This is a genomic window from Janthinobacterium breve, from assembly GCF_051380895.1.
In the GTDB taxonomy this organism is placed as follows: Bacteria; Pseudomonadota; Gammaproteobacteria; order Burkholderiales; family Burkholderiaceae_D; genus Janthinobacterium.
Genome location: NZ_JBNYXY010000005.1, coordinates 397,810 through 417,330, shown reverse-complemented (window position 1 = coordinate 417,330; position 19,521 = coordinate 397,810). Strand labels below are relative to the sequence as shown.

Annotated in this window: 17 protein-coding genes and 1 tRNA gene; 12 read left to right on the top strand and 6 right to left on the bottom strand. The window is 64.6% G+C overall.

The window, feature by feature from the left end; translation table 11 throughout:
• Positions 1-78: 78 nt before the first annotated feature.
• The 5 genes from ACQ4W0_RS12255 to ACQ4W0_RS12235 all read left to right on the top strand — a co-directional run bounded on the left by ACQ4W0_RS12255 (position 79) and on the right by ACQ4W0_RS12235 (position 5,790).
• Positions 79-738, top strand: a complete 660-nt coding sequence (locus tag ACQ4W0_RS12255) for a sugar dehydrogenase complex small subunit (RefSeq protein ID WP_436576951.1) — start codon at positions 79-81, stop codon at positions 736-738.
• On the top strand, positions 735-2,393 hold the full coding sequence (locus ACQ4W0_RS12250; RefSeq protein WP_436576950.1) for a GMC family oxidoreductase: 1,659 nt from the start codon (positions 735-737) through the stop codon (positions 2,391-2,393). Before ACQ4W0_RS12255 ends, ACQ4W0_RS12250 begins: the two co-directional genes overlap by 4 nt.
• Positions 2,390-3,871, top strand: a complete 1,482-nt coding sequence (locus tag ACQ4W0_RS12245) for a c-type cytochrome (RefSeq protein WP_436576949.1) — start codon at positions 2,390-2,392, stop codon at positions 3,869-3,871. Before ACQ4W0_RS12250 ends, ACQ4W0_RS12245 begins: the two co-directional genes overlap by 4 nt.
• Before the next feature lie 143 nt (positions 3,872-4,014).
• Positions 4,015-4,416, top strand: a complete 402-nt coding sequence (locus tag ACQ4W0_RS12240; protein WP_436576948.1) for a GtrA family protein — start codon at positions 4,015-4,017, stop codon at positions 4,414-4,416.
• Positions 4,417-4,491: 75 nt separating this feature from the next.
• On the top strand, positions 4,492-5,790 hold the full coding sequence (locus ACQ4W0_RS12235; protein ID WP_436576947.1) for an NCS2 family permease: 1,299 nt from the start codon (positions 4,492-4,494) through the stop codon (positions 5,788-5,790).
• Positions 5,791-5,872: 82 nt separating this feature from the next.
• Here the strand turns inward: ACQ4W0_RS12235 and ACQ4W0_RS12230 are convergent, their stop codons facing one another.
• Positions 5,873-6,580, bottom strand: a complete 708-nt coding sequence (locus ACQ4W0_RS12230) for a GntR family transcriptional regulator (protein WP_436576946.1) — start codon at positions 6,578-6,580, stop codon at positions 5,873-5,875.
• 391 nt (positions 6,581-6,971) lie between these two features.
• Here ACQ4W0_RS12230 and ACQ4W0_RS12225 point away from each other — a divergent pair.
• Positions 6,972-7,047, top strand: a tRNA-Asn gene (locus tag ACQ4W0_RS12225).
• Between the two features lie 153 nt (positions 7,048-7,200).
• Here ACQ4W0_RS12225 and ACQ4W0_RS12220 read toward each other — a convergent pair.
• Positions 7,201-7,584 carry a hypothetical protein gene (locus ACQ4W0_RS12220; protein WP_436576945.1) on the bottom strand — a complete coding sequence of 128 codons (384 nt, stop codon included), beginning with the start codon at positions 7,582-7,584 and terminating at the stop codon, positions 7,201-7,203.
• 337 nt (positions 7,585-7,921) lie between these two features.
• Here ACQ4W0_RS12220 and ACQ4W0_RS12215 point away from each other — a divergent pair, with 337 nt between their 5' ends.
• Together ACQ4W0_RS12215 and ACQ4W0_RS12210 are read left to right on the top strand one after the other, a co-directional pair.
• Entirely contained in the window at positions 7,922-8,713 is a 792-nt protein-coding gene (locus ACQ4W0_RS12215; protein WP_436576944.1) for an alpha/beta fold hydrolase, read from the top strand.
• A complete protein-coding gene (locus ACQ4W0_RS12210; RefSeq protein ID WP_436576943.1) occupies positions 8,710-9,087 on the top strand; it encodes a VOC family protein in 378 nt (125 codons plus the stop codon). The genes ACQ4W0_RS12215 and ACQ4W0_RS12210 overlap by 4 nt, the downstream gene beginning before the upstream one ends.
• Positions 9,088-9,109: 22 nt before the next feature.
• Here the strand turns inward: ACQ4W0_RS12210 and ACQ4W0_RS12205 are convergent, their stop codons facing one another.
• Positions 9,110-9,838 (bottom strand): hypothetical protein, encoded by a 729-nt coding sequence (locus ACQ4W0_RS12205; protein WP_436576942.1) that lies wholly within the window; start codon positions 9,836-9,838, stop codon positions 9,110-9,112.
• 138 nt (positions 9,839-9,976) lie between these two features.
• Between ACQ4W0_RS12205 and ACQ4W0_RS12200 the strand changes: the two genes are divergently transcribed.
• The 4 genes from ACQ4W0_RS12200 to ACQ4W0_RS12185 all read left to right on the top strand — a co-directional run bounded on the left by ACQ4W0_RS12200 (position 9,977) and on the right by ACQ4W0_RS12185 (position 16,594).
• Positions 9,977-10,816, top strand: coding sequence for a M15 family metallopeptidase (locus ACQ4W0_RS12200; protein ID WP_436576941.1), 840 nt, complete (start codon positions 9,977-9,979; stop codon positions 10,814-10,816).
• 178 nt (positions 10,817-10,994) lie between these two features.
• Positions 10,995-14,819, top strand: coding sequence for a type VI secretion system membrane subunit TssM (tssM, locus tag ACQ4W0_RS12195; protein ID WP_436576940.1), 3,825 nt, complete (start codon positions 10,995-10,997; stop codon positions 14,817-14,819).
• Positions 14,816-15,796: a type VI secretion system-associated protein TagF gene (gene tagF / locus ACQ4W0_RS12190; protein ID WP_436576939.1), complete on the top strand. Its 981-nt coding sequence runs from the start codon at positions 14,816-14,818 to the stop codon at positions 15,794-15,796. Before tssM ends, tagF begins: the two co-directional genes overlap by 4 nt.
• A 9-nt stretch (positions 15,797-15,805) precedes the next feature.
• A complete protein-coding gene (locus tag ACQ4W0_RS12185) occupies positions 15,806-16,594 on the top strand; it encodes an OmpA family protein (RefSeq protein ID WP_436576938.1) in 789 nt (262 codons plus the stop codon).
• Between the two features lie 14 nt (positions 16,595-16,608).
• Here ACQ4W0_RS12185 and icmH read toward each other — a convergent pair whose 3' ends face one another.
• Genes icmH through tssJ form a run of 3 tightly spaced genes read right to left on the bottom strand, consistent with a single transcriptional unit; the run spans position 16,609 to position 19,402 of the window.
• Positions 16,609-17,397 carry a type IVB secretion system protein IcmH/DotU gene (gene icmH / locus ACQ4W0_RS12180; protein ID WP_436576937.1) on the bottom strand — a complete coding sequence of 263 codons (789 nt, stop codon included), beginning with the start codon at positions 17,395-17,397 and terminating at the stop codon, positions 16,609-16,611.
• Complete coding sequence (gene tssK / locus ACQ4W0_RS12175; RefSeq protein ID WP_436576936.1) at positions 17,394-18,764, bottom strand: type VI secretion system baseplate subunit TssK; 1,371 nt, start codon at positions 18,762-18,764, stop codon at positions 17,394-17,396. Before tssK ends, icmH begins: the two co-directional genes overlap by 4 nt.
• 50 nt (positions 18,765-18,814) lie before the next feature.
• Positions 18,815-19,402, bottom strand: a complete 588-nt coding sequence (gene tssJ, locus ACQ4W0_RS12170) for a type VI secretion system lipoprotein TssJ (RefSeq protein WP_436576935.1) — start codon at positions 19,400-19,402, stop codon at positions 18,815-18,817.
• Positions 19,403-19,521: the final 119 nt, after the last annotated feature.

The following is a 19,521-nucleotide window of genomic DNA, read 5'->3' as shown; positions in this document are numbered from 1 at the left end:
CGGTTCCATTTATGCGCAAATGCAATGTAGCGCAATCATCGAAGTCAACAAAACAATAAGTCTTGCGGGAGTCTCGTCATGAATCATCCAGGCAGCGAACCATCTGCACCATCCGTTTCATCCCTTCCCCGCATCAGCCGCCGCCACGCCCTGATCGGTCTGGCCGCCTTGCTGGCGCAGGCCGGTTTCTGGAGCAATCCCCTGTCCGCCGCCATGCCGTCTCCGGCCAGCGCTGCAGCGACCGGCCTGGCACCGGCCACCATGCTGTTCTACAGCTTGTCGCAAACGATCACGGGCCACCGCGATTTGTCCGCCGCGACGGCGGCGCGCATCGAGCAAGCCATGCGCACCAACGTGCCTGGCTTTGCCGACCGCTTGCCACGGCTGGGGGCGCTGCTTGTCACGGGCCAGGAAGCGAAGGCCCTGCTGGCGGCCGCCACCGCTGCGGACGCCAGCTTGCGCGAGCTGGCGCTGGCCATCGTCGCCGCCTGGTACACGGGCACCGTCGCCGGCAATGCGGCGCAGGGCACGAAGTCCATCGTCGTCGCGTATGCGGAAGCCTTGATGTACCGCACAGTGGCCGATGGCCAGGTCGTGCCCACGTATTGCAACTACGGCCCCCTGTGGTGGCTGAAGGCGCCGCCGGCCGTGCGCGTTTCCGCACCGGTGGCGCCCAAGCCCGTACCTGCCCCGGCCACCACCGGCACTCCCGAACCGAAAGGCAAGCAAGCAAAATGAAATCACCCCAATTCAAGAGTAATGGCGACGTCGTCGCCGATGTCGTCATCGTCGGTACCGGCGTCGTGGGCGCCATGATGGCCGACCAGTTGGCCGCGCAGGGCCATTCCGTGATCATGCTGGAAGCGGGCTTGCGCATCGAGCGTGGCCAGGCCGTGGAAAACTGGCGCAACATGCCGTTCGAGAACCGTGTCGGCTCGGACTTCCAGGGCCTGTATCCGCAGGCGGACAATGCGCCCGCACCCCTGTATTTTCCAAAAAATAACTATGTGGAATTGTCCGGCCCCAGCGGCAGCAGTTTTCAGCAAGGCTATTTGCGCACGGTGGGCGGCACCACCTGGCACTGGGCTGCGTCGTGCTGGCGCCATTTGCCGACTGACATGCGCATGAAAAGCGATTACGGGGTAGGGCGCGACTGGGCCATTTCCTACGCTGAACTGGAACCGTACTATTGCCGCGCCGAGCAGGAAATGGGCGTGGCCGGTCCCAACGATCCCGCCTTGCAGTCGCCCAGCGAGCGCAGCGCGCCGTATCCGATGGACATGGTGCCATGGGGCTATGGCGACAAGCGCTTCGCCGAAGTGGTCAACCCGCACGGCTACCGTTCCGTGCCGATTCCGCAAGGGCGCAGCACGCGCCCATGGCAGGGCCGTCCTACGTGCTGCGGCAATAACAATTGCCAGCCGATCTGCCCCATCGGCGCCATGTACAACGGCATCCACCATGTCGAGCGGGCCGAGCTGAAAGGCGCGGGCGTACTGGCCGAGGCCGTCGTCTATCGCATCGACACTGACCAGAACAACCGCGTGACGGCCGTGCACTGGTATGACGCCAAGAAACAGTCGCACATGGCGACGGGCAAGGCCTTCGTGATCGCCTGCAACGGCATCGAGACGCCCCGTTTGCTGCTGCTGGCGGCGAACCAGAACAATCCGAACGGCATCGCCAACAGTTCCGACCAAGTGGGCCGCAACATGATGGACCATTCGGGGTTTCACTGTACTTTCCTGGCCAATGAGCCGATCTGGACGGGCCGTGGCCCGGCGCAGAGCAGCTGTCTGGTGGGGCCGCGCGACGGCGCCTTCCGTGCGCAGTATTCGGCCAACAAGATGATCCTGAACAATATCACCCGCGTGGGACCTGCTACCCAGCAGTCGCTCAAGCTGGGCCTGGTGGGCAAGGACCTGGACGATGAAATCCGCCGCCGCGCCGCCTTTGGCGTGGACCTGTCGATCAGCCTGGAACCCTTGCCCGAGGCGCATAACCGTTTGACCCTGAGCAAGACGCGCAAGGACCCGCTGGGCCTGGCTTGCCCCGACATTTATTATGACGTGGGCGATTACGTGCGCAATGGCGCGAAGGCTGCGCATGCGCAGCTCGAGCACATCGGCAAGCTGTTCGGCGCCGTGGAATTCAATATCACCAGCAGCCTGAACGCCAATAACCATATCATGGGCGGCGTCATCATGGGATCGAACCGCGCCGATTCCGTGGTCGATGGCAATTGCCGCGCCCACGACCATGCCAATTTGTGGCTGCCGGGCGGCGGCGCCATGCCGTCGGCCAGCGTGGTCAACACCACCCTCAGCATGGCCGCGCTCGGCTTACGGGCGGCCGACGACATTGCCCGCACCCTGGCAAGGGAGGTCGCATGATGCGCCGCTTTTCCCTTGCCATGAGCGTGGCGTCCTTGCTGCTGGCAGGTATTGCCGTGGCTGCGCCCGCTCCGGCGGGCGCACCGCCCGTCACCCTGACGCCGGACCGTCCGGTCGCGCCTGCCGCCGCAGGTGCTTCGGGCGCCGATGCGCGCCTCGAGCGGGGCCGCTACCTGGCCATCGCGGCCGACTGCATGGCTTGCCATACGGCAGCCGGCGGCAAGCCGTATGCGGGCGGCTACGCCATCGACTCGCCGCTGGGCACGATTTATGCCACGAATATCACGCCGTCGAAAAAGGGTGGCATCGGCCACTACACGGAAGCCGACTTTGCGCGCGCGCTGCGCGAAGGCGTGCGCGCCGATGGCAGCCATCTGTATCCGGCCATGCCGTACACCAGTTATGCGCAGCTGACGGATGCGGACGTGGGCGACCTGTATTACTACTTCACGCAGGCCGTCAAACCCGTCGATGAGTCGGCGCGCCAGACGGTCCTGCCATTCCCGTTCAATGTGCGCCTGTCCATGCTGGGCTGGAATACCTTGTTCCTCGACAATAAACGCTTTGTGCCCGATCCTGCGAAGAGCGCGCAAATCAACCGCGGCGCCTATCTGGCCGAAGGCCTGGCGCATTGCAGCGCCTGCCACACGCCGCGCAATATGCTGATGGCCGAAATAGGCAGTCAGACCTTGGCGGGCGCCGCGCTCGGTTCCTGGCATGCGCCCAACATCACGTCCGACAAGGTCAGCGGTATCGGCGCCTGGACGGATGCAGAAATCGCCGCCTACCTGAAGACGGGCCACGTGGAAGGCAAGGGGCAGGCGGCGGGCGGCATGGCCGAAGCCATCCAGAACAGCCTGCAATTCCTGCGCGACGACGACGTGGCCGCCATCGTCGCTTGGCTGCGCACGCTGCCGCCCGTGCGCGCGCCGGGGCAGGCCAAGGCCGCCTTCAGTCATGGCAGCGCCGCCAGCGAAGAACCGGTGCTGCGCGGAATGGCCAGCTCCACCGAGCACCATTCGCTCAACAGCGGCGCCGTGCTGTTTTCCGGCTATTGCGCCAGCTGCCATTCGGCCAGCGGCGCGGGCAGCACGGGCCAGGCTTATCCTGCCCTGTTTAATAACACGGCGACGGGCGGCAGCACGCCGGCCAACCTGGTCTCGGCCATCCTGTTCGGCGTCGAGCGCAAGATCGAAGGGGAGGAGCACGAAGCGTTCATGCCCCGTTTCGACCAGCGTTCCTACGCGCAGCCATTGACGGACGAGCAGATCGCCGCTATCGCCAATTACGTATTGAAACAGTATGGCAACCCGGACGTGTCCGTCACGCCCGCCTACGTGACGCAGGCGCGCAGCGGCGGCGAGAAGCCCATGCTGGCGCGCATGCAGCCCTTCATGCTGCCGGGCGGCATCGTGGGAATCTTGCTGCTGATCGCGCTGCTGGTGTGGCTGCGCCGGCGCCGTCAGCGCAACGATTAAGAGTCGAAGCGATGGCGAACCGGCGGCGAATATGAACGTTGGGCGCAACTTGCAGTAAAATGCAGGCTGAAAAATGGTTACGAGCAATCGTAGCCATTTTTTATTCTGGCACTATCCTGCTTTCGCTTATTTGAAAATTGACAATGTCCCATTCCCTGCATCACCAATTTTTGCGTTTCGCCGCCGTCGGCGCTTCCGGCACGGCCGTGCAGTACAGCGTGCTGTGGGGCGGCGTGGAATGGGCCGGCATCAGTGCCGCCGCCGCTTCCGGCATCGGCTACATCCTCGGTTCCGTCGTCAACTACCTCCTCAATTATTTTTTCACGTTTAAAAGCGACAAGGGGCACGGCGAGGCGGCTTCCAAGTATTTCACCTTGCTGGGCATCGGCTGGTGCATCAATACCGGCTTGATGTGGCTGCTGGTACACCAGCTTGGCTGGTATTACTGGCTGGCGCAGGTGTTGGCCACCGGCATCGGGTTGGTCTGGAATTTTGCGGGCAGCCGCTGGTGGGCCTTCAAGCCGGCCAGGGCGCCGACCAAGTAAATAGTTGTTGTGCAAGAAAAAAATGCGCATAGTCCAAGACCAGGCGCGCGGCTCTACCAAAACAAGGGGTTAATCATGCAGTTCCTGGAACGCTATTTCAAACTGAAGGACAACGGGACCAATGTGCGCACGGAGCTGCTGGCCGGCCTGACCACATTCCTGACGATGGCCTACATCATCTTCGTCAATCCCTCCATCCTCGGCGACGCGGGCATGCCGAAAGACGCCGTCTTCGTCGCCACCTGTCTGGCGGCCGCCATCGGCACCCTGGTCATGGGCTTGTACGCGAACTATCCGATCGCGCTGGCGCCGGGCATGGGCTTGAACGCGTATTTCTCGTACACGGTGGTCAAGGGCATGGGCATGAGCTGGGAAGTGGCGCTGGGCGCCGTCTTCATTTCCGGCTGTCTGTTCATCCTAGTCAGCCTGTTCAAGGTGCGCGAGATGATCATCAACAGCATCCCGCCCGCGCTGCGCACGGCCATTACTGTCGGTATCGGCCTGTTCCTGGCCATCATTTCCCTGAAAAGCGCGGGCGTGGTGGTGTCGAACCCCGCCACCATCATCGCCCTGGGCGACTTGCACCAGGCGGCGCCCATCCTGGCCATCCTCGGTTTCTTCATCATCGTCGCGCTGGACCGCCTGAAAGTGCCGGGCGCCATCCTGATCGGCATTCTGACCATCACGATTGCCAGCTTCTTCTTTGGCGGCAACCAGTTCAACGGCATCGTCTCGGCGCCACCCGCCATCGAACCGACCCTGTTCAAGCTCGACATCATGGGCGCGCTGTCGATCGGCATCGTCAATGTGGTGCTGGTATTTTTCCTGGTGGAATTGTTTGATGCGACGGGCACCCTGATGGGCGTGGCCAACCGTGCCGGCTTGTTGAAAGATGGCAAGATGGAGCGCATGAACAAGGCCTTGCTGGCCGACAGCACGGCGATTGCCGCCGGCGCCTGCCTGGGCACGTCCAGCACCACGGCCTTCGTGGAAAGCGCGGCCGGCGTGCAAGCGGGTGGCCGCACGGGCTTGACGGCCGTGGCCGTGGCGCTGCTGTTCCTGGGCAGCCTGTTCTTCGCCCCGCTGGCGCACACGGTGCCGCCATACGCGACGGCGCCCGCGCTGCTGTACGTGGCTTGCTTGATGCTGCGCGAACTGACCTATATCGACTGGGATGACAGCACGGAAAGCATTCCGGCCGCCATCACGGCGCTGATGATGCCGTTTACCTATTCGGTGGCCAGCGGCGTGGCGTTCGGCTTCATCACCTATGCGGTATTGAAACTGTTGACGGGCAAGGGCAAGCAAGTGTCGGTGGTGGCCTACATTATCGCTGCCATCTTCCTGTTCAAGTTTATCTACCTGGGCGAATAGCGAGTTTGCCGGCAAGTAGTTGCCGTCGCAATGACAAGGCCGCCCGTGCATACGCATCGGCGGCCTTTTTTGATGGCGCAGCTTACATCAGCAGCGCCGCCACCAGGTCTTTCTTGTCGTCGCTGGCGCTGCCGTCGAAGCGCAAGGCCGCTTCCACATGCGCCAGGTGCTCGACCATCAGGCGCGCCGCCAGGTCGGCGTCGCCGCTGCGCGCCGCCTCAAGAAAGCGGCCGTGTTCGTCGTACGAGCAGGCGGCGGCATGGCCGGACTGGTACAGCATGGTGATCAGCGAACTGCGGCCCACCAGTTCGCGCACGATGTCGCGCAGCACGGCGTTGCCGGCGATGTCGGCCAGCAAGACGTGGAAGTCGCCCAGCAGTTGCGAGCGCAGCGGCGTCGCTTGCGCCAGCGCCAGGCGTTCCGCTTTCAGGTGCCGCTCCAGCATCCTGTAGTCGGCGGGCTTGGCCCGCGCGACGAATTCGCGCGCCAGGGCCGCCTCGATGATGCGTCGCGCGGCGAAGATGTCGCGCGCTTCCGCTTCGGTAGGCTGGCTGACGAAGGCGCCTTTGTCGGGCACCATGCGGATCAGCTTGTCTTTGGACAGGATCAGCAGGGCGGCGCGGATCTTGGTGCGGCTGACGCCATACAGCCGGCACAGCGCTTCTTCGCGCAGCCGCGTACCGGGCGGCAATTGGCGCGCCACGATGGCGGCCGCCATATGCTCGGCAATTTCCGCCGAGCTGTCGCCGCTGCCGTGCTTGTCCACCGGGGGTGCGCTTGATTCTGTCATGTCGGGCGAGAGCAGTAAACCAGGGGCAAGGTGAACCTTGCAAGCGCATGTCCGCGCGGCGGCGTGATTGACGCCCCGCTGCCGGCATGCCGTTGTGTGCCTTCCGTATCGGCAAGGCCTGGCTATTCTACTATCTTGCGTGGCGCCGCGCAGACGGACGCGGCTGCAGCCCGCAGGCTTGCTCCCCTTGGCGTCAGCGCCCCGCCTGGCCGATGCGCGTCATGCCACAGCAGCGCCCATGCAGCGCCTGTGCGCATGGCGAAGGCGCGCCGCCGTACTTGCCATGCGCTCGCATCCCAACGAGGCAAGCAGCGGCAGGCAGCCTGTTTTTGCTGGCCATGCAGCAACAACTGGACATGAGAAATTTTGACGTATATAATTCGGTCTCCTTTCCCTGATAGCTCAGTTGGTAGAGCGACGGACTGTTAATCCGCAGGTCCCTGGTTCGAGTCCAGGTCGGGGAGCCAGAACAAGCAGTAGCAAAGGGCCACGTGGCAACACGTGGCCCTTTTTGCTATGCGCGTACGGTTTCCCATCCACGCTTGCCATCCCTTCAGTGTCTTAGCGATGTGCGCGATGCTGGCCTGCTGGTGGCAGGGGCACGCGCAGTGTTTCCCGGATCAGGGATCGACAAACACGTCGAAACGGACCTTGAGCGGGCTGCCCCAGGAGATATCCACCCAGGCACGGAAGCCGCCGTTGTACGGTGCGATGTTGTACACGGCCATGCGGGCTGCACCGATAAAACGGTCCTGGGGAGTCGCACCATATTCGCTGATGTTGAGCAATACGCGCGAATTGGCTTTCACGTTGGCATTGGTGAAGTTGACCGAAGGATTCACGCCATTGGCGGTCCAGATGTAATAGGTGGTGAAGGCGGCGGCGCTCAGGTTCAAGTCCTGTGCGGCAGCGCCTTTTGCGCTTTTGCCTTCCTGTTCCATCGGCAGATCCGTGGTTTCCAGAGCCAGGTTGCTGCCGGTGCGATGTTCTACTTTCATTTCCATGATGTACTCCTGATCGATAGTTTGGACGCCGCGCCTGACGTCGTGCGGCAAGACGCCTTATCTGTTGCCGTGACGGCCAGTGTCACGTCCTGGCTGATAAGGTAGCCGCCTGCTCCATGCTGTTGGAGTAAGTCATTCTAGGCAAACGCACGGGAAAAAAGAGCGCAGGGCCACCGGAAAAACAGCGCTCATTTGTGCTGGCGCAAACACCTCGCAGACAAGTGGCAAGATCTTTTCCCGCAGGCTATTTTTATGGGGCGCCACGCATGCCGCGCAGGACAATGGCACAATAGGCCCAGCCGACCAGTCGATGCAGAACCCGTTGCGAGCCTAGCCCATGCCGATACTGAACCTGAGTGCCGAAACCGATATCTATTACGAACTGATCGAAGGTGACCCCGCCAAGCCCTGCCTGGTATTCCTGCACGAGGGGCTCGGCTGTTGTGCGATGTGGAAAGATTTTCCCGTGCAGCTATGTCAGGCGACGGGGTGCCGCGGCTTGCTGTATGACCGCCACGGCTATGGGCAGTCGTCGCCGCTGGCGGCGCGGCGCCAACTCCATTATTTGCACGACTACGCGCTGTGCGAGTTGCCGCAGGTGCTAGCCGCACTGCTGCCGGGGCAGGACCATTTTCTCATCGGCCACTCGGATGGCGGCAGCATCGCCCTCATTTATGCGGCGCAGCAGCCGCCGCGCTTGCGCGGCATCATCACCGAAGCGGCGCACGTGTTTGTCGAAGGCATCACGCTCGATGGCATACGCGTGGCGGACGCGGCGTTTGGCGCGGGCAAGCTGCGCGCGCTGGCGAAATACCATGGTGACAAGACGGAAGCCATCTTCAAGGCCTGGTCGGATACCTGGCTCAGCTATGGATTCCAGTTCTGGAACATCGAATACTTGCTGCCTTCCATCGAATGCCCGGCGCTGGTGCTGCAGGGCAGCGAGGACCAGTACGGCAGCGCGGCCCAGGTCGACACCATCGTGGCGCAGGCGCTCAACGCGGTGCCTGCCATGGTCGAGCAATGCGGCCATGCGCCGCACCAGGAGCAGCCGCAGGCCTTGCTGGCGCTGATGGAAGGCTTTTTGCAAGGCCGCATGGACGCGGCCACTCACCCGAGAAACACATGATAGACCACCTGGATCACTTGGTATTGACCACCCGCGACAAGCCGGCCTGCATCGATTTCTATACGCGCGTGCTGGGCATGCAGCTGGAAACGTTTGGCGCCGGCCGCCATGCCTTCAAGTTTGGCGTGCAAAAAATCAATCTGCATGAGGCAGGCAAGGAATTCCTGCCCAAGGCGGACTTGCCCACGCCCGGTTCGCTGGACCTGTGCTTCATCGCCGCCGTGCCGCTGGATGCGTTCATGGCCCACCTGGCGGCGCTGGGGATTGCCATCGAGGAAGGACCGGTAGCCCGCACGGGTGCCAACTGGCCCATCCGTTCCATCTACCTGCGCGACCCGGACCGCAACCTGATCGAAGTGTCCGAACGCGCCTGACGTTCCATCCGGCGCGTCGGCCTCAATGGCAGGCGGGATCGCTGTCCCAGCGGCCCGAACAGATGCGCGAGCGGCACAGCATGCCTTCGATCATGCCCAGCTGCTGGCAGCGCCGCAAGAGCTCCGCCGTCTCCTGTTCCTGCCTCTGTTCCTGCTCCAGCCGGCGCAGCACTACGTCGCGCACGGGCTTTGCCGTGCCTTCCTGCCGGTGCGCATGGGCCACCATCGCCGTCAGCAAGGCGACGTCGCTGTCGCCGGGCGCGGCAGCGGGCCTCGACTCCTGCGGGCGCGCTGCGGCCTGGCGCGCAGGCAGCGGCGCCTTGCGCGGCGCACCCGCACTACCCCCCGCGCTTGCTGTCGCGCTGGCCGCAGCAGGCAAGGGCGGCCCTGCCGTATTGACGATGGTGGCCGCTTGCGCCGCGTGCGGGGGCACAACTGGTGCGGATGGCGCCGGCAGTGCTGACGGGGCCATGATCACGGCCGTGGCGGGCGCCGGCGGCAGGGGCCGAGGCATGATGGTCGTGTCATAAGCGAGCATGGCCGCTATCACTACCGCCAGGCACAGCGCGCCAGCGGCCCAGTGGTGCCAGCCAGGGCGCCAGCGCAGGGCCGGGATGGCTGCGGGCGCGGCGGCGCCGTGTTCGAGCTGCGACAGGATGCCCTTGCTTTCGATGGGCACGTCAGCCGCGCCGGCCTTGCCGAGCAGGTTCGGACTGCGCGCCTGGCCATCTCCGTTTTTCAATAAAGACAAAATATCACCTCCGCAGTGGATCAAACTCGACTGACCTTGATGTAAACCGCGCTCATGCGGACCGCGGACGCCTACGATCTAGCGATACCGCCGGGAAATTGCCGTCCGGCCCAGACTATCCCTGTCACGGAGCGCCCCATGTTCGTCGCCCTGGTCCTGATGTATTTCCTGCTGGCCTGTTTTGCCTGCTGGTTGCTGCTGTTTCCCGGCGGCCGCGCCATCGTGCTGCACACCCTCGTCAACCTGGGCTGGCGCATGCAGCGGCGCGCGCAGCACCTGAAGGGCGGCAGCGGCGCGCAGTGGCAGCGCGTGCAGCGGCACGCGGACTCGGGCATGGCGCGCACCTGGCAGCTGCTGTCGCGACATCGTTGGCTTAGCCTGGCAGGAAGCGCGCTGGTCATTGTGCCGCCGCTGCTGGCCTGGCTGTCCAGCGACCACATTGCCCTGCGCGGCTATGCCGACCGGCAACACGTCATCAATGACCAGGTCAGCGACTTGCTGAAAGGCGAGCAACTGGTGCCGCCGCCAACCTTGCCGCCGCTGCTGTTTTCCACGGCGGAAGTGACGCAGCTGCGCCCGCTGCTGGGCGGCGCCAGCCGCAACTGGCAATTGCTCGACCACGACTACGCGCAGCGCCTGCTGCTGGTCTTCAAGATCATGAAGGACGTGCATGGTTACGACATGGTCTTGCTGGAAGGCTACCGCAGTCCCGCGCGCCAGGACCAACTGGCGGCGGCCGGCCCGAACGTGACCAACGCCCGGGCGTTTCAAAGCTATCACCAGTATGGCCTGGCGGCCGATTGCGCATTCATGCATGAAGGAAAGCTCATCATTTCTGAAAAAAATGCCTGGGCCATGCGCGGCTACCGTTTATATGGCGTGACGGCCGAGTCGGTGGGCCTGCGCTGGGGCGGGCGCTGGACCATGATGGATTTTGGCCACACGGAATTGCCGCAACCGCGCGTGCTGGGCAAGTAAGCCGCGCCAGCCATTCTAGCGCCGCGTCGCGGCCTGATTTTCATCGCTGCAAGCTTGCTTGCGCAGCGTCAATGGCATGCCAGCGCCTGGTACTTGTCATATGTCAACAAAGGCGCGCTGCATTGCTGTCAGGATGGACCGAATCCGCCTTGCTTTGCGACCTCACCCTGGGCTCATCATGCTGCGACGAATCTGGCATTTCCTCACCGACAGCCGCCATCTGACCATCCTCGGCTTCGTGGCGCTGGCCGTCTTCCTGTACCTGGGCGCCGAGGTGCTGGAAGTGGCGCTGATCTGGGCGCTGGCCTTGTTGCTGCTGGCCTTTTTCACCTGGCTGGGCCTGTGCCTGTGGCGCCGGCGGCGCGCGCGGCGCGACGCACAGGCGCTGGGCCACGCCATCCTCAACGAGGCAGAAATCGCCGCCGCGCAAGCGGCCTCGGCCTCGACGGCCAACAGTACCCAGCAGGGCGAACTCGACGCCGTGCGCACGGGCATGCTGGCCGCCATCGAGACCATCAAGACGTCCAAGCTGGGCCTCAAAGCAGGCGCCGCCGCCCTGTACGAATTGCCGTGGTACATGATCATCGGCAATCCTGCCGCCGGCAAGAGCAGCGCCATCCAGCACTCGGGCCTGCAATTCCCTTTCGCTGACGGCAAGATCGTGCAAGGCGTGGGCGGCACGCGCAACTGCGACTGGTTTTTCACCACGGACGGCATCGTGCTCGACACGGCGGGACGCTACTCCGTCGTCGACGAGCACCGCGGCGAGTGGTTCGGCTTTCTCGACCTGCTGAAAAAATACCGGCGCAAGGCGCCCATCAACGGCATCCTCATCGCCGTCAGCATCGACGAATTGAAAGGAGATCCCGATGTCGGCATGCAACTGGCGCGCAGCCTGCGCAAGCGCGTGCAGGACGTCATCGAACGCCTGGAAGTGTTCGCGCCCCTGTACATCGTGTATACCAAGGCGGACCTGATCGCCGGCTTCACGGAATTTTTTGCCGATGCCGAACGCAGCGAACGCGAGCGCGTCTGGGGCGCCACCATGCCTTACCAGCGCAAGCTGCCCACGGCGGACCTGCTGGCGTTCTTCGACCAGAGTTTCGATGAATTGCACGATGGCTTGACGGAGCTGAGCCTGGCCAACATGGCGCACCGGCAACGCAAGACGATGGCGCCGGGCGTGTTTACCTTTCCGCTGGAATTTGCCGCCATCAAGCCGGCCCTGCGCGCCTTCATCGCCACCCTGTTCGAGGAAAATCCGTTCCAGTTCCAGCCCGTGTTCCGCGGCTTTTATTTCACCAGCGCGCTGCAGGAGGGCGAGCCCGTCAGTGCCTCCTCGCAGCAGGTGGCGCGCCGCTTCGACCTGGCCTTTGCGCCGGTCCCGGCCGCAGCAGCGCCATCGGGTGCGCGCCAGCATGGCTATTTCTTGTTGGAACTGTTCCGCAAGGTGATTTTTGCCGACAAGCACCTGGTGGCCAACTATGCCAACCGCGCCAAGCTGCGCTTCAAGTACGCCGTGTTCTTTGCCGCCACGGTGTCGCTGGGCGCCTGCCTGGGCGGCTGGAGCTGGTCTTACCTGGGCAACCGGCAACTGGTGGCCAACGTGGAGGCCGATTTAAATAAAGTGGTGAAACTGCAGGAGCGCCGCCTGGACTTGCAGTCGCGCCTGGAAGCGCTGGAGATCTTGCAGGATCGCATCGAGCAGCTGGAAACGTACCGCACGCAACGGCCGTGGTCCTTGCGCCTGGGCCTGTACCAGGGTGAGTTACTTGAACGCAAGCTGCGCGAGGAATATTTTGCCGGCGCGCGCCAGGTCATGCTGGCCCCCGTGGCGGGCGCGCTGGAAGCTTTGTTGTTCGAGATGAACGCCAGCGCCGACCAGCTGCAGCCCACGGCGCGCACGCCGCAGACGCCAGGCGCGACATCCCCTGTCGTGCCGCGCAGCGTGCAGTACCAGGCGGCCAGCGCGACGAATGTGGAGGATGCCTACAACGCGCTGAAAACCTATCTGATGCTGGCCGACAAGACACATGCCGAGAGCAGCCATCTGAACGACCAGCTGACGCGCTTCTGGCGCGGCTGGCTGGAAGGCAACCGGGGTGCCATGCCGCGCGAGCAGATGATACGCAGCGCCGAACGGCTGCTGACGTTTTACCTGGCGCAGATCGGCGACCCGTCCTGGCCGCGCATCGAACAGAAGCTGGCGCTAGTCGACCAGGCGCGCGAAAACCTGCGCCGCGTGGTGCGCGGCATGCCGGCGCGCGAGCGCGTGTATGCCGACGTCAAGGCGCGCGCCTCGACGCGTTTTCCCGGCATGACGGTGGCGCGCATTGTCGGCGAACAGGATCAGGCGCTGCTGGCGGGCAGTTACGCCGTCTCCGGCGCCTTTACGCGCCAGGCCTGGGAAAAGTTCGTCGAAGGGGCGTTTCGCGATGCCGCCAACCGCGAGCTGCAAAGCGCCGACTGGGTACTGAAAAGCGCCTCTACCGACGACCTGACCCTGGAAGGCAGTCCGGAGCAGATCGAGAAAAACCTGGTGGCCATGTACAAGGCCGATTACGCGCGCGAGTGGCAAAAATTCGTGCAGGGCGTCGCCGTCGCCGACCTGAAAGGTTTTGACGGCGCCGTGCAAGCGATGAATCGCCTGGGCGATCCGCAAGCGTCGCCGATCGCCAAACTGCTGACGACCATCTACGAGGAAACCTCGTGGGACAACCCGGCGCTGCAAAATGCGCAATTGCGCAAGGCCGAGCGGGGCATCATCGCCTGGTTCAAGGAAACCGTGCTGCGCCGCGCGCCATCGCAGCTGACGGCCAATCCGGGCATCAATGCGCAGATCGACCCGGCCCGCCTGGACAAACCCATGGGTCCTGTGGGGCGCGAATTTGCCGGCGTGGGCAAGCTGGTGGCGAGCAGGGACAACAATGCCTCACTGATGCGCGCCTACCTGGAGGCGCTGTCGAAACTGCGCAGCCGTTTGAACTTGCTGAAGAACCAGGGCGACGCGGGGCCGGGCGCGCGCCAGTTCATGCAGCAGACGCTGGAGGGCAGCGGTTCGGAACTGGCCGACAGCCTGAAACTGGTCGACGAGCAGATGCTCACGGGGATGAGCGACGCGCAAAAGCAGGCCATCCGTCCCATCCTCGTGCGGCCATTGATGCAGACCTTTGCCGTCATCGTCGCGCCGGCGGAACTGGAGATCAACAAGACCTGGGCGGCGCAGGTGTACGAACCGTTCCAGAAATCGCTGGCGAACAAATATCCGTTTGCCCCAGCCGCGCGCATCGAGGCGAGCAATCTGGAAATCGGCCAGTTCTTCGGCCCGGAAGGTCTGGTGGCGAAATTCGTCACCACCTCCATGGGCCCCCTGGTGGTGCGGCGCGGCGACATGCTGGCGCCGCGCACCTGGGCCGACATGGGCATCAGCCTGTCGCCGCAGGTGGTGGCGCGCTTTCCCGGCTGGATCGCGCCGCTGGGCGCGGGCGGCGTGGCTGCCACGTCGACGGCGGCGCAAACCGTGTTCCAGATCCAGCCGTCGCCCGCGCCGGGCACCCTGGAATACACAGTAGAGATTGACGGCCAGCAGCTGCGCTACCGCAACACGCCGGCGCAGTGGACGAACATGGTTCATCCCGGCCCGCAGGGCGCGGCCGGCGTCCAGGGCGCGCGCATCACCGCCGTCACCTTCGACGGGCGCACGGTGGAGCTGTTCAACGAGCCGGGGCAATTCGGCTTGAAGCGCATGATCGATGCGGCCACCAAAAAGCGCAAGGATGGCGGCGTGTTCGAGCTGCGCTGGGCGCGCGGCGAGGTGGCCGTGGCGGTCGATCTGAAAATCACCAGCAGCGCCGAAACGACGGGCGCCGGTGCCGCCACTGCGCTGCAGGAGCAGGGCTTTCGCGGCATGCAGCTGCCCGAGACCATCGTCGGCGCGCCGGGCGTTCCCGCCGCGCCCGCGCCGGCCATCGCTGCCGCGGCGGTGCCCGGGGTGGCGCCATGATGCGCGCGCCGCAACAGGTGCGCCTGGGCTACTTCGGCAAGATCCCCGCGCGCGACGACTTCATCAAGGCTTGCGACAATCACGCGCTGGTGCAGCTGCTCGACGACTGGCTGGCGCAGGTCATGAATGCCCTGACGGTGGAACCGCGCTGGAAGCTCAATTACGACGCCTTACCGCCGCTGCGCTTTGCCTTTGTCGGCATGCGCAGCCGGCGCGCCATCGCCGGGCGCCTGGAAGCGAGCAATGACCAGTCGCAGCGGCGCTTTCCCTTCATGGCCATGGGCGCGCTGGAAGTCGATGATGCCGAGGCCTTTGTCGGCTGCAGCCCGCTGGCGCTGGCACCGCTGTGGCAGCGTGTGGAGCAGCTGTCGCAGGGTATTTTGGCCAGCACCGAGCCGGGTCCGGCGCTGCTGGCGCTGGCCGGCAACGTGGTGGAGGTCGAACCGGCCGCACCGTGCCATGCGGCGCGGCTGGCCGCCTTTTTGCAGGTGCAGACGGTGCAGGGCCTGCAGGCGATGCTGGCCTCGCCCGCGTTCCCCGTGACGGTGCGCGAACTGCTGCTGGGACTGGGCCTGCTGCTGCAGCCGGTGCGCCAGAGCGGCTTGCCGCGCCTGGAGAAAAGCCTGGTGCTGCCGCTGCCGCACGAAGCGCAGCTGCGCGAACTGGTGGCCAGCTTCTGGCTGCACCTGATCGCGCCTTTCCTGCGCCAGGCCGATTTTGAACTGGCGCTGTTCTTTTCTCACCTCGACGAGGCGCCCGTGCTGGTGATCGGTTTTTGCGGCGCCGACCCGCACGGCTTGCGCGCGCTGATCGATCCGCAGGCCGGCAGCGAACGGCTGATCGTCTTCGACCAGCTTGACTGGGTGGACGAGCAGCTGGGAGACGATGCGGCGCTGCGCCAGTTGTCCGCCTGCCTGCAGCAGCAGCAGCTGTCGCTGCGTTCGGCCTGCGCCATGTTTGCCGATACCTTTGCCTGAAGGACTGCGATGAAGCCACCCGTTTTCTTCCTGCTGCTGCTTGCCGTGGCCACCCCCTGCCGCGCCCTGGCGCAAGCGCAAGCGCCCCAGACGCCCATGCCTGGGCAAATCCTCGTCACGGGCACCCTGGCCGACGAGGCGGGCAAGGCGGCTGTGCTGGCCCGCCTGCGCGAACTGTATGGCGCCGAGCGCGTGGTCGACCAGATCGCCATCGGCAACGTGGCCGTGCCGGCCAACTGGAACGCCTACGTGCAAAAGCTGATCGCACCGAACCTGAAGCTCATTTCACGCGGGCAGATCAGCATCGCCGGCAACAACGTCAGCGTGCGCGGCGAAGTGGCGAACGAAGCGCAGCGCCAGCAGATCGCCAGCGACATCGCCACCAGCCTCAATCCCACCTACACCGTCAACAATGGCTTGCGCGTCAAGGCGGCCGAGGCCGAGCAGGGCTTGCTCGATGCGGTGCTCGACAAGCGCATCATCGAATTCGACAGCGGCAAGGCTTCCATCACGTCGGCCGGCCTTGCCATCCTCGACGAGATGGCGGCCGTTCTGCTCAAGCTGCGGGGACGCAAGGTGGAAGTGATTGGTCATACGGACGACACGGGCCTGCGCGCCAGCAATGTGGCCCTGAGCCAGGCGCGCGCCGAAGCCGTGCGCGCCTACCTGGCCAGCAAGGGCATCGTGGCCGATTCGGTGCTGGTGTCGGGCCAGGGACCGGACCGTCCCGTGGCCAGCAACGCCACGGCAGATGGCCGGGCGAGAAACCGGCGCATCGAGTTCAGAATCGCGCAATGATCAGCGAATAATAATCAAGGCAGGGTGATGGTCAAATTCGCCGGGCGAGGCGCCAGCTTGACCAGGTCCGCATACGCGGCCAGGGTGGTTTGCGTGCCGCGCGTCAGATGCGTTTTCAAGCCCAGGTAGGCGCAGATGGCCAACAGGGCGAAAAAGCTCGACAGCGCCCATAGCGGCACGTCGCTGCCGCGTTTGTTGACCACCTGGTCAGGGCGTTCCGCGCGCGGTGCGAAGCCACGGCTCTTGCCCTTGATGTGGGCGATTTCGTCGCCCAGGCGCGCCGTCAGGTAGCTGAGTTTTTCGCCGCCGTCGATTGCATACTTGCCCTGGAATCCCAGTAATAAACACATGTGGAAAACCTGCAGTGCCTGCACGCGCATGGCGCCCTTGCCGCGCAAGGCGTCGAGGCGGTCGAAAAAATGTTCGCCCGCCAGCTGGTCGCCAAAGATCAGCAACTGCAGCGGGCGCCGCTCCCACTGCTTGCGCAGGGCGAAAGGCGAGGCCAGGATGATTTCATCGACCGCCGCGCAAAATGCATACTTGGCCGCCTCGATATCGTCGCCATCGGCGCGGATCTTTTTCGCTTCCCGTTCGAAGTCGTCGAGGAAGGCCGTGATGCGGTCCATGAAGCTTTGCTCGTCGCCGGGCGCTGAACCGTGCTTCAGCATGAACAGCATGTAAAAGCCTTCGTGCATCAGGTCCAGCAGGGCGCTGCCGGCATGCCGGCCGGGCGTGCCGGCCGGGGCGGCACCGCGAGGTCCCAGCAGGGAGGGCGCCGCGCGCCGTTCGATGAGCTGGCTCATGCCGTCACCGCGATCAGTTCCAGCTGCAGGTCGCGTATGCCGGCTGGCACGTACACGGAAATCGACTGCGCCTTGAGCATCTGCTCATACAGCACGCCGCGGTTTTCAATCGCAAAATAATAGGTGTCAGGCCGCACGGGGATGGCTGCCGGCACTTGCGGCGCGTGCGACAGCTTCAGGCCGGGCATGGCCGTCAGCACGCATTTTTCCACGTCGTCGGGCGCGCCCACCTTGACGCGCAGCGGCACCACGTCCACCAGTTCGATGGCGGGCATGGCGGCGCGAATCGCCAGGTACAAGGTGGTGTGCTGGTCGATCTTGCCTGAATCGAGCTTGCCCAGGTAGTACGACGGCTGGTCCTCGAGCAGGGCGATGGAAAAATACTTCGACGAGATGACGGTGTCGAGCAGTTCGCGGATGATGCCATCGATGGCGTCGAAGCAGATGCCCGGCTGCGCGTGGTCATAGGCGGGCAGGCTGGCCAGGGTGTAATGCTTGGAGTAGCTGAGCAGGCCGCCCGCCAGGCCCAGCAGCGCCTCGTACAGGCGCTCCGGATGTAGGGCAGGATGGCGCACATAGTGCATCAGCGCGGCGGCGGCCGTGCTGACCGTGTGCAGCAGCCAGAACGAGGACACGTCGCCCGAGCGGAACTCGATCACGTTGCGGCTCGGCTCCCGGTGGTGGCCGTGCAGCGCGCTCACTTTCGCCTGCAGCGCGTCGAGCAGGTGTTCCAGCACGCCGTGCAGGCGCGGCGCGCCGGCGATCGCCAGGCTGGGCGCCATGAACGATGGCACGGGCTCGAAGCCGCCCGACACCGTGCGCCGCAGGGCGATCAGTGGCAGGCAGTCGTAGGAGCCGCGCGCCTCGCTGTCGGGAATCAGGCGCACGGTCTTCTTCAGGTAGGCCACGTCGGCCACGGCGGACTCCGTAAACAGGTCGGGCGTGGCGCGCATGGCGTGCGCAAAGCGCGTGGCTGTAGGCGTACCTGCCTTTGACGCCTGCGCCGTGTAATTCATGCCTTCGCGGTTGAGGATGGGCAGCGCCGCGTAGTACGTCACTTCCTGCACCGCCGGCGGCAGCGCTTCCAAGTCCACCGGCGGGGGCAGGGCGTCGCTGCCGGGTGCGCCGTCGCCCAGCGCCTCGAACACTTCGCCATCGCGGAAGATTGCCGACAGGGCTTGCAGGCGCAGGGTGCCCGTCTTCAGCGCCGCCAGGTCCCATTGCATGTGCGCCACGCCCCACAGATAGGGATGCAGCGCGCTGGCCGTGTGATGCAGGCGCGCTTCGTGATATTGATCCTGGCGCTGGAAATGCTGCGGCCGCAGAAACAGGCCTTCTCCCCACAAGATTTTCGCTGCCATGCCCATCTCGTTTCTCCTTGAATGTGTGGCGTGCGGGTGTGCTTCATTTACGTGCGTTACTGGCAGCGCGGGGCCGACAGCGTGGACGTGCCGCTGACGCTCAGCGCACACGCGTGCAGGCCGACGGTGATGCCGCCGCGTTCCGCCTCGGCGGCGGCAAAGGTGGCGCGCCAGCGCTGTGCCGCAGGCGCGCGGAACAGGGCCACCACGCCGATGAAATACGCTTCCTTGCTGACTTTCTCCTGCACTTCGTAGCGCTGGCCAGGCACCAGTAGCACCTCCTTCACTTCCATCAGGTCGGCCCCCAGCGCGGCCTTTTCGCGCTGCGTGTCGAGGAAGCTGTCGTATGGGGCCTGCTCGAAGGCGGCGCTCTGGCGCAGCTTGTAGATACGCGCCACCAGCGCCAGCGGCCGGCCTTCGGCATCGGTGTTGAGGCGCTGCGCTGCGTGCAGGCGGATGCTGACATTGCGCGGCGGCTTTTGCGCATCCGGCAGTTCGGGGGGCGGCTTGGCCACGCCGGCCATTTGCAGCGCCGCGTTGGCCAGGGTGCCGATGGCGCCGCCCGCACAGCCGGCCTGCAGCAAGGCCAGCAGCAGTAGCGGGGTGGTGTGCATCAGGCGGCGGAACAGGGCGTCAGATGGCATGGGTTTGCTTTGCAAAGGAGGGGGAAATAAAAGTGTTGCTGCCATTTAATCCCATGCACCGGCGGCCTGCTTGCGTTGACGCAAAGTCCGTCTGCGATCAAGACAATTACTGCGCCAGA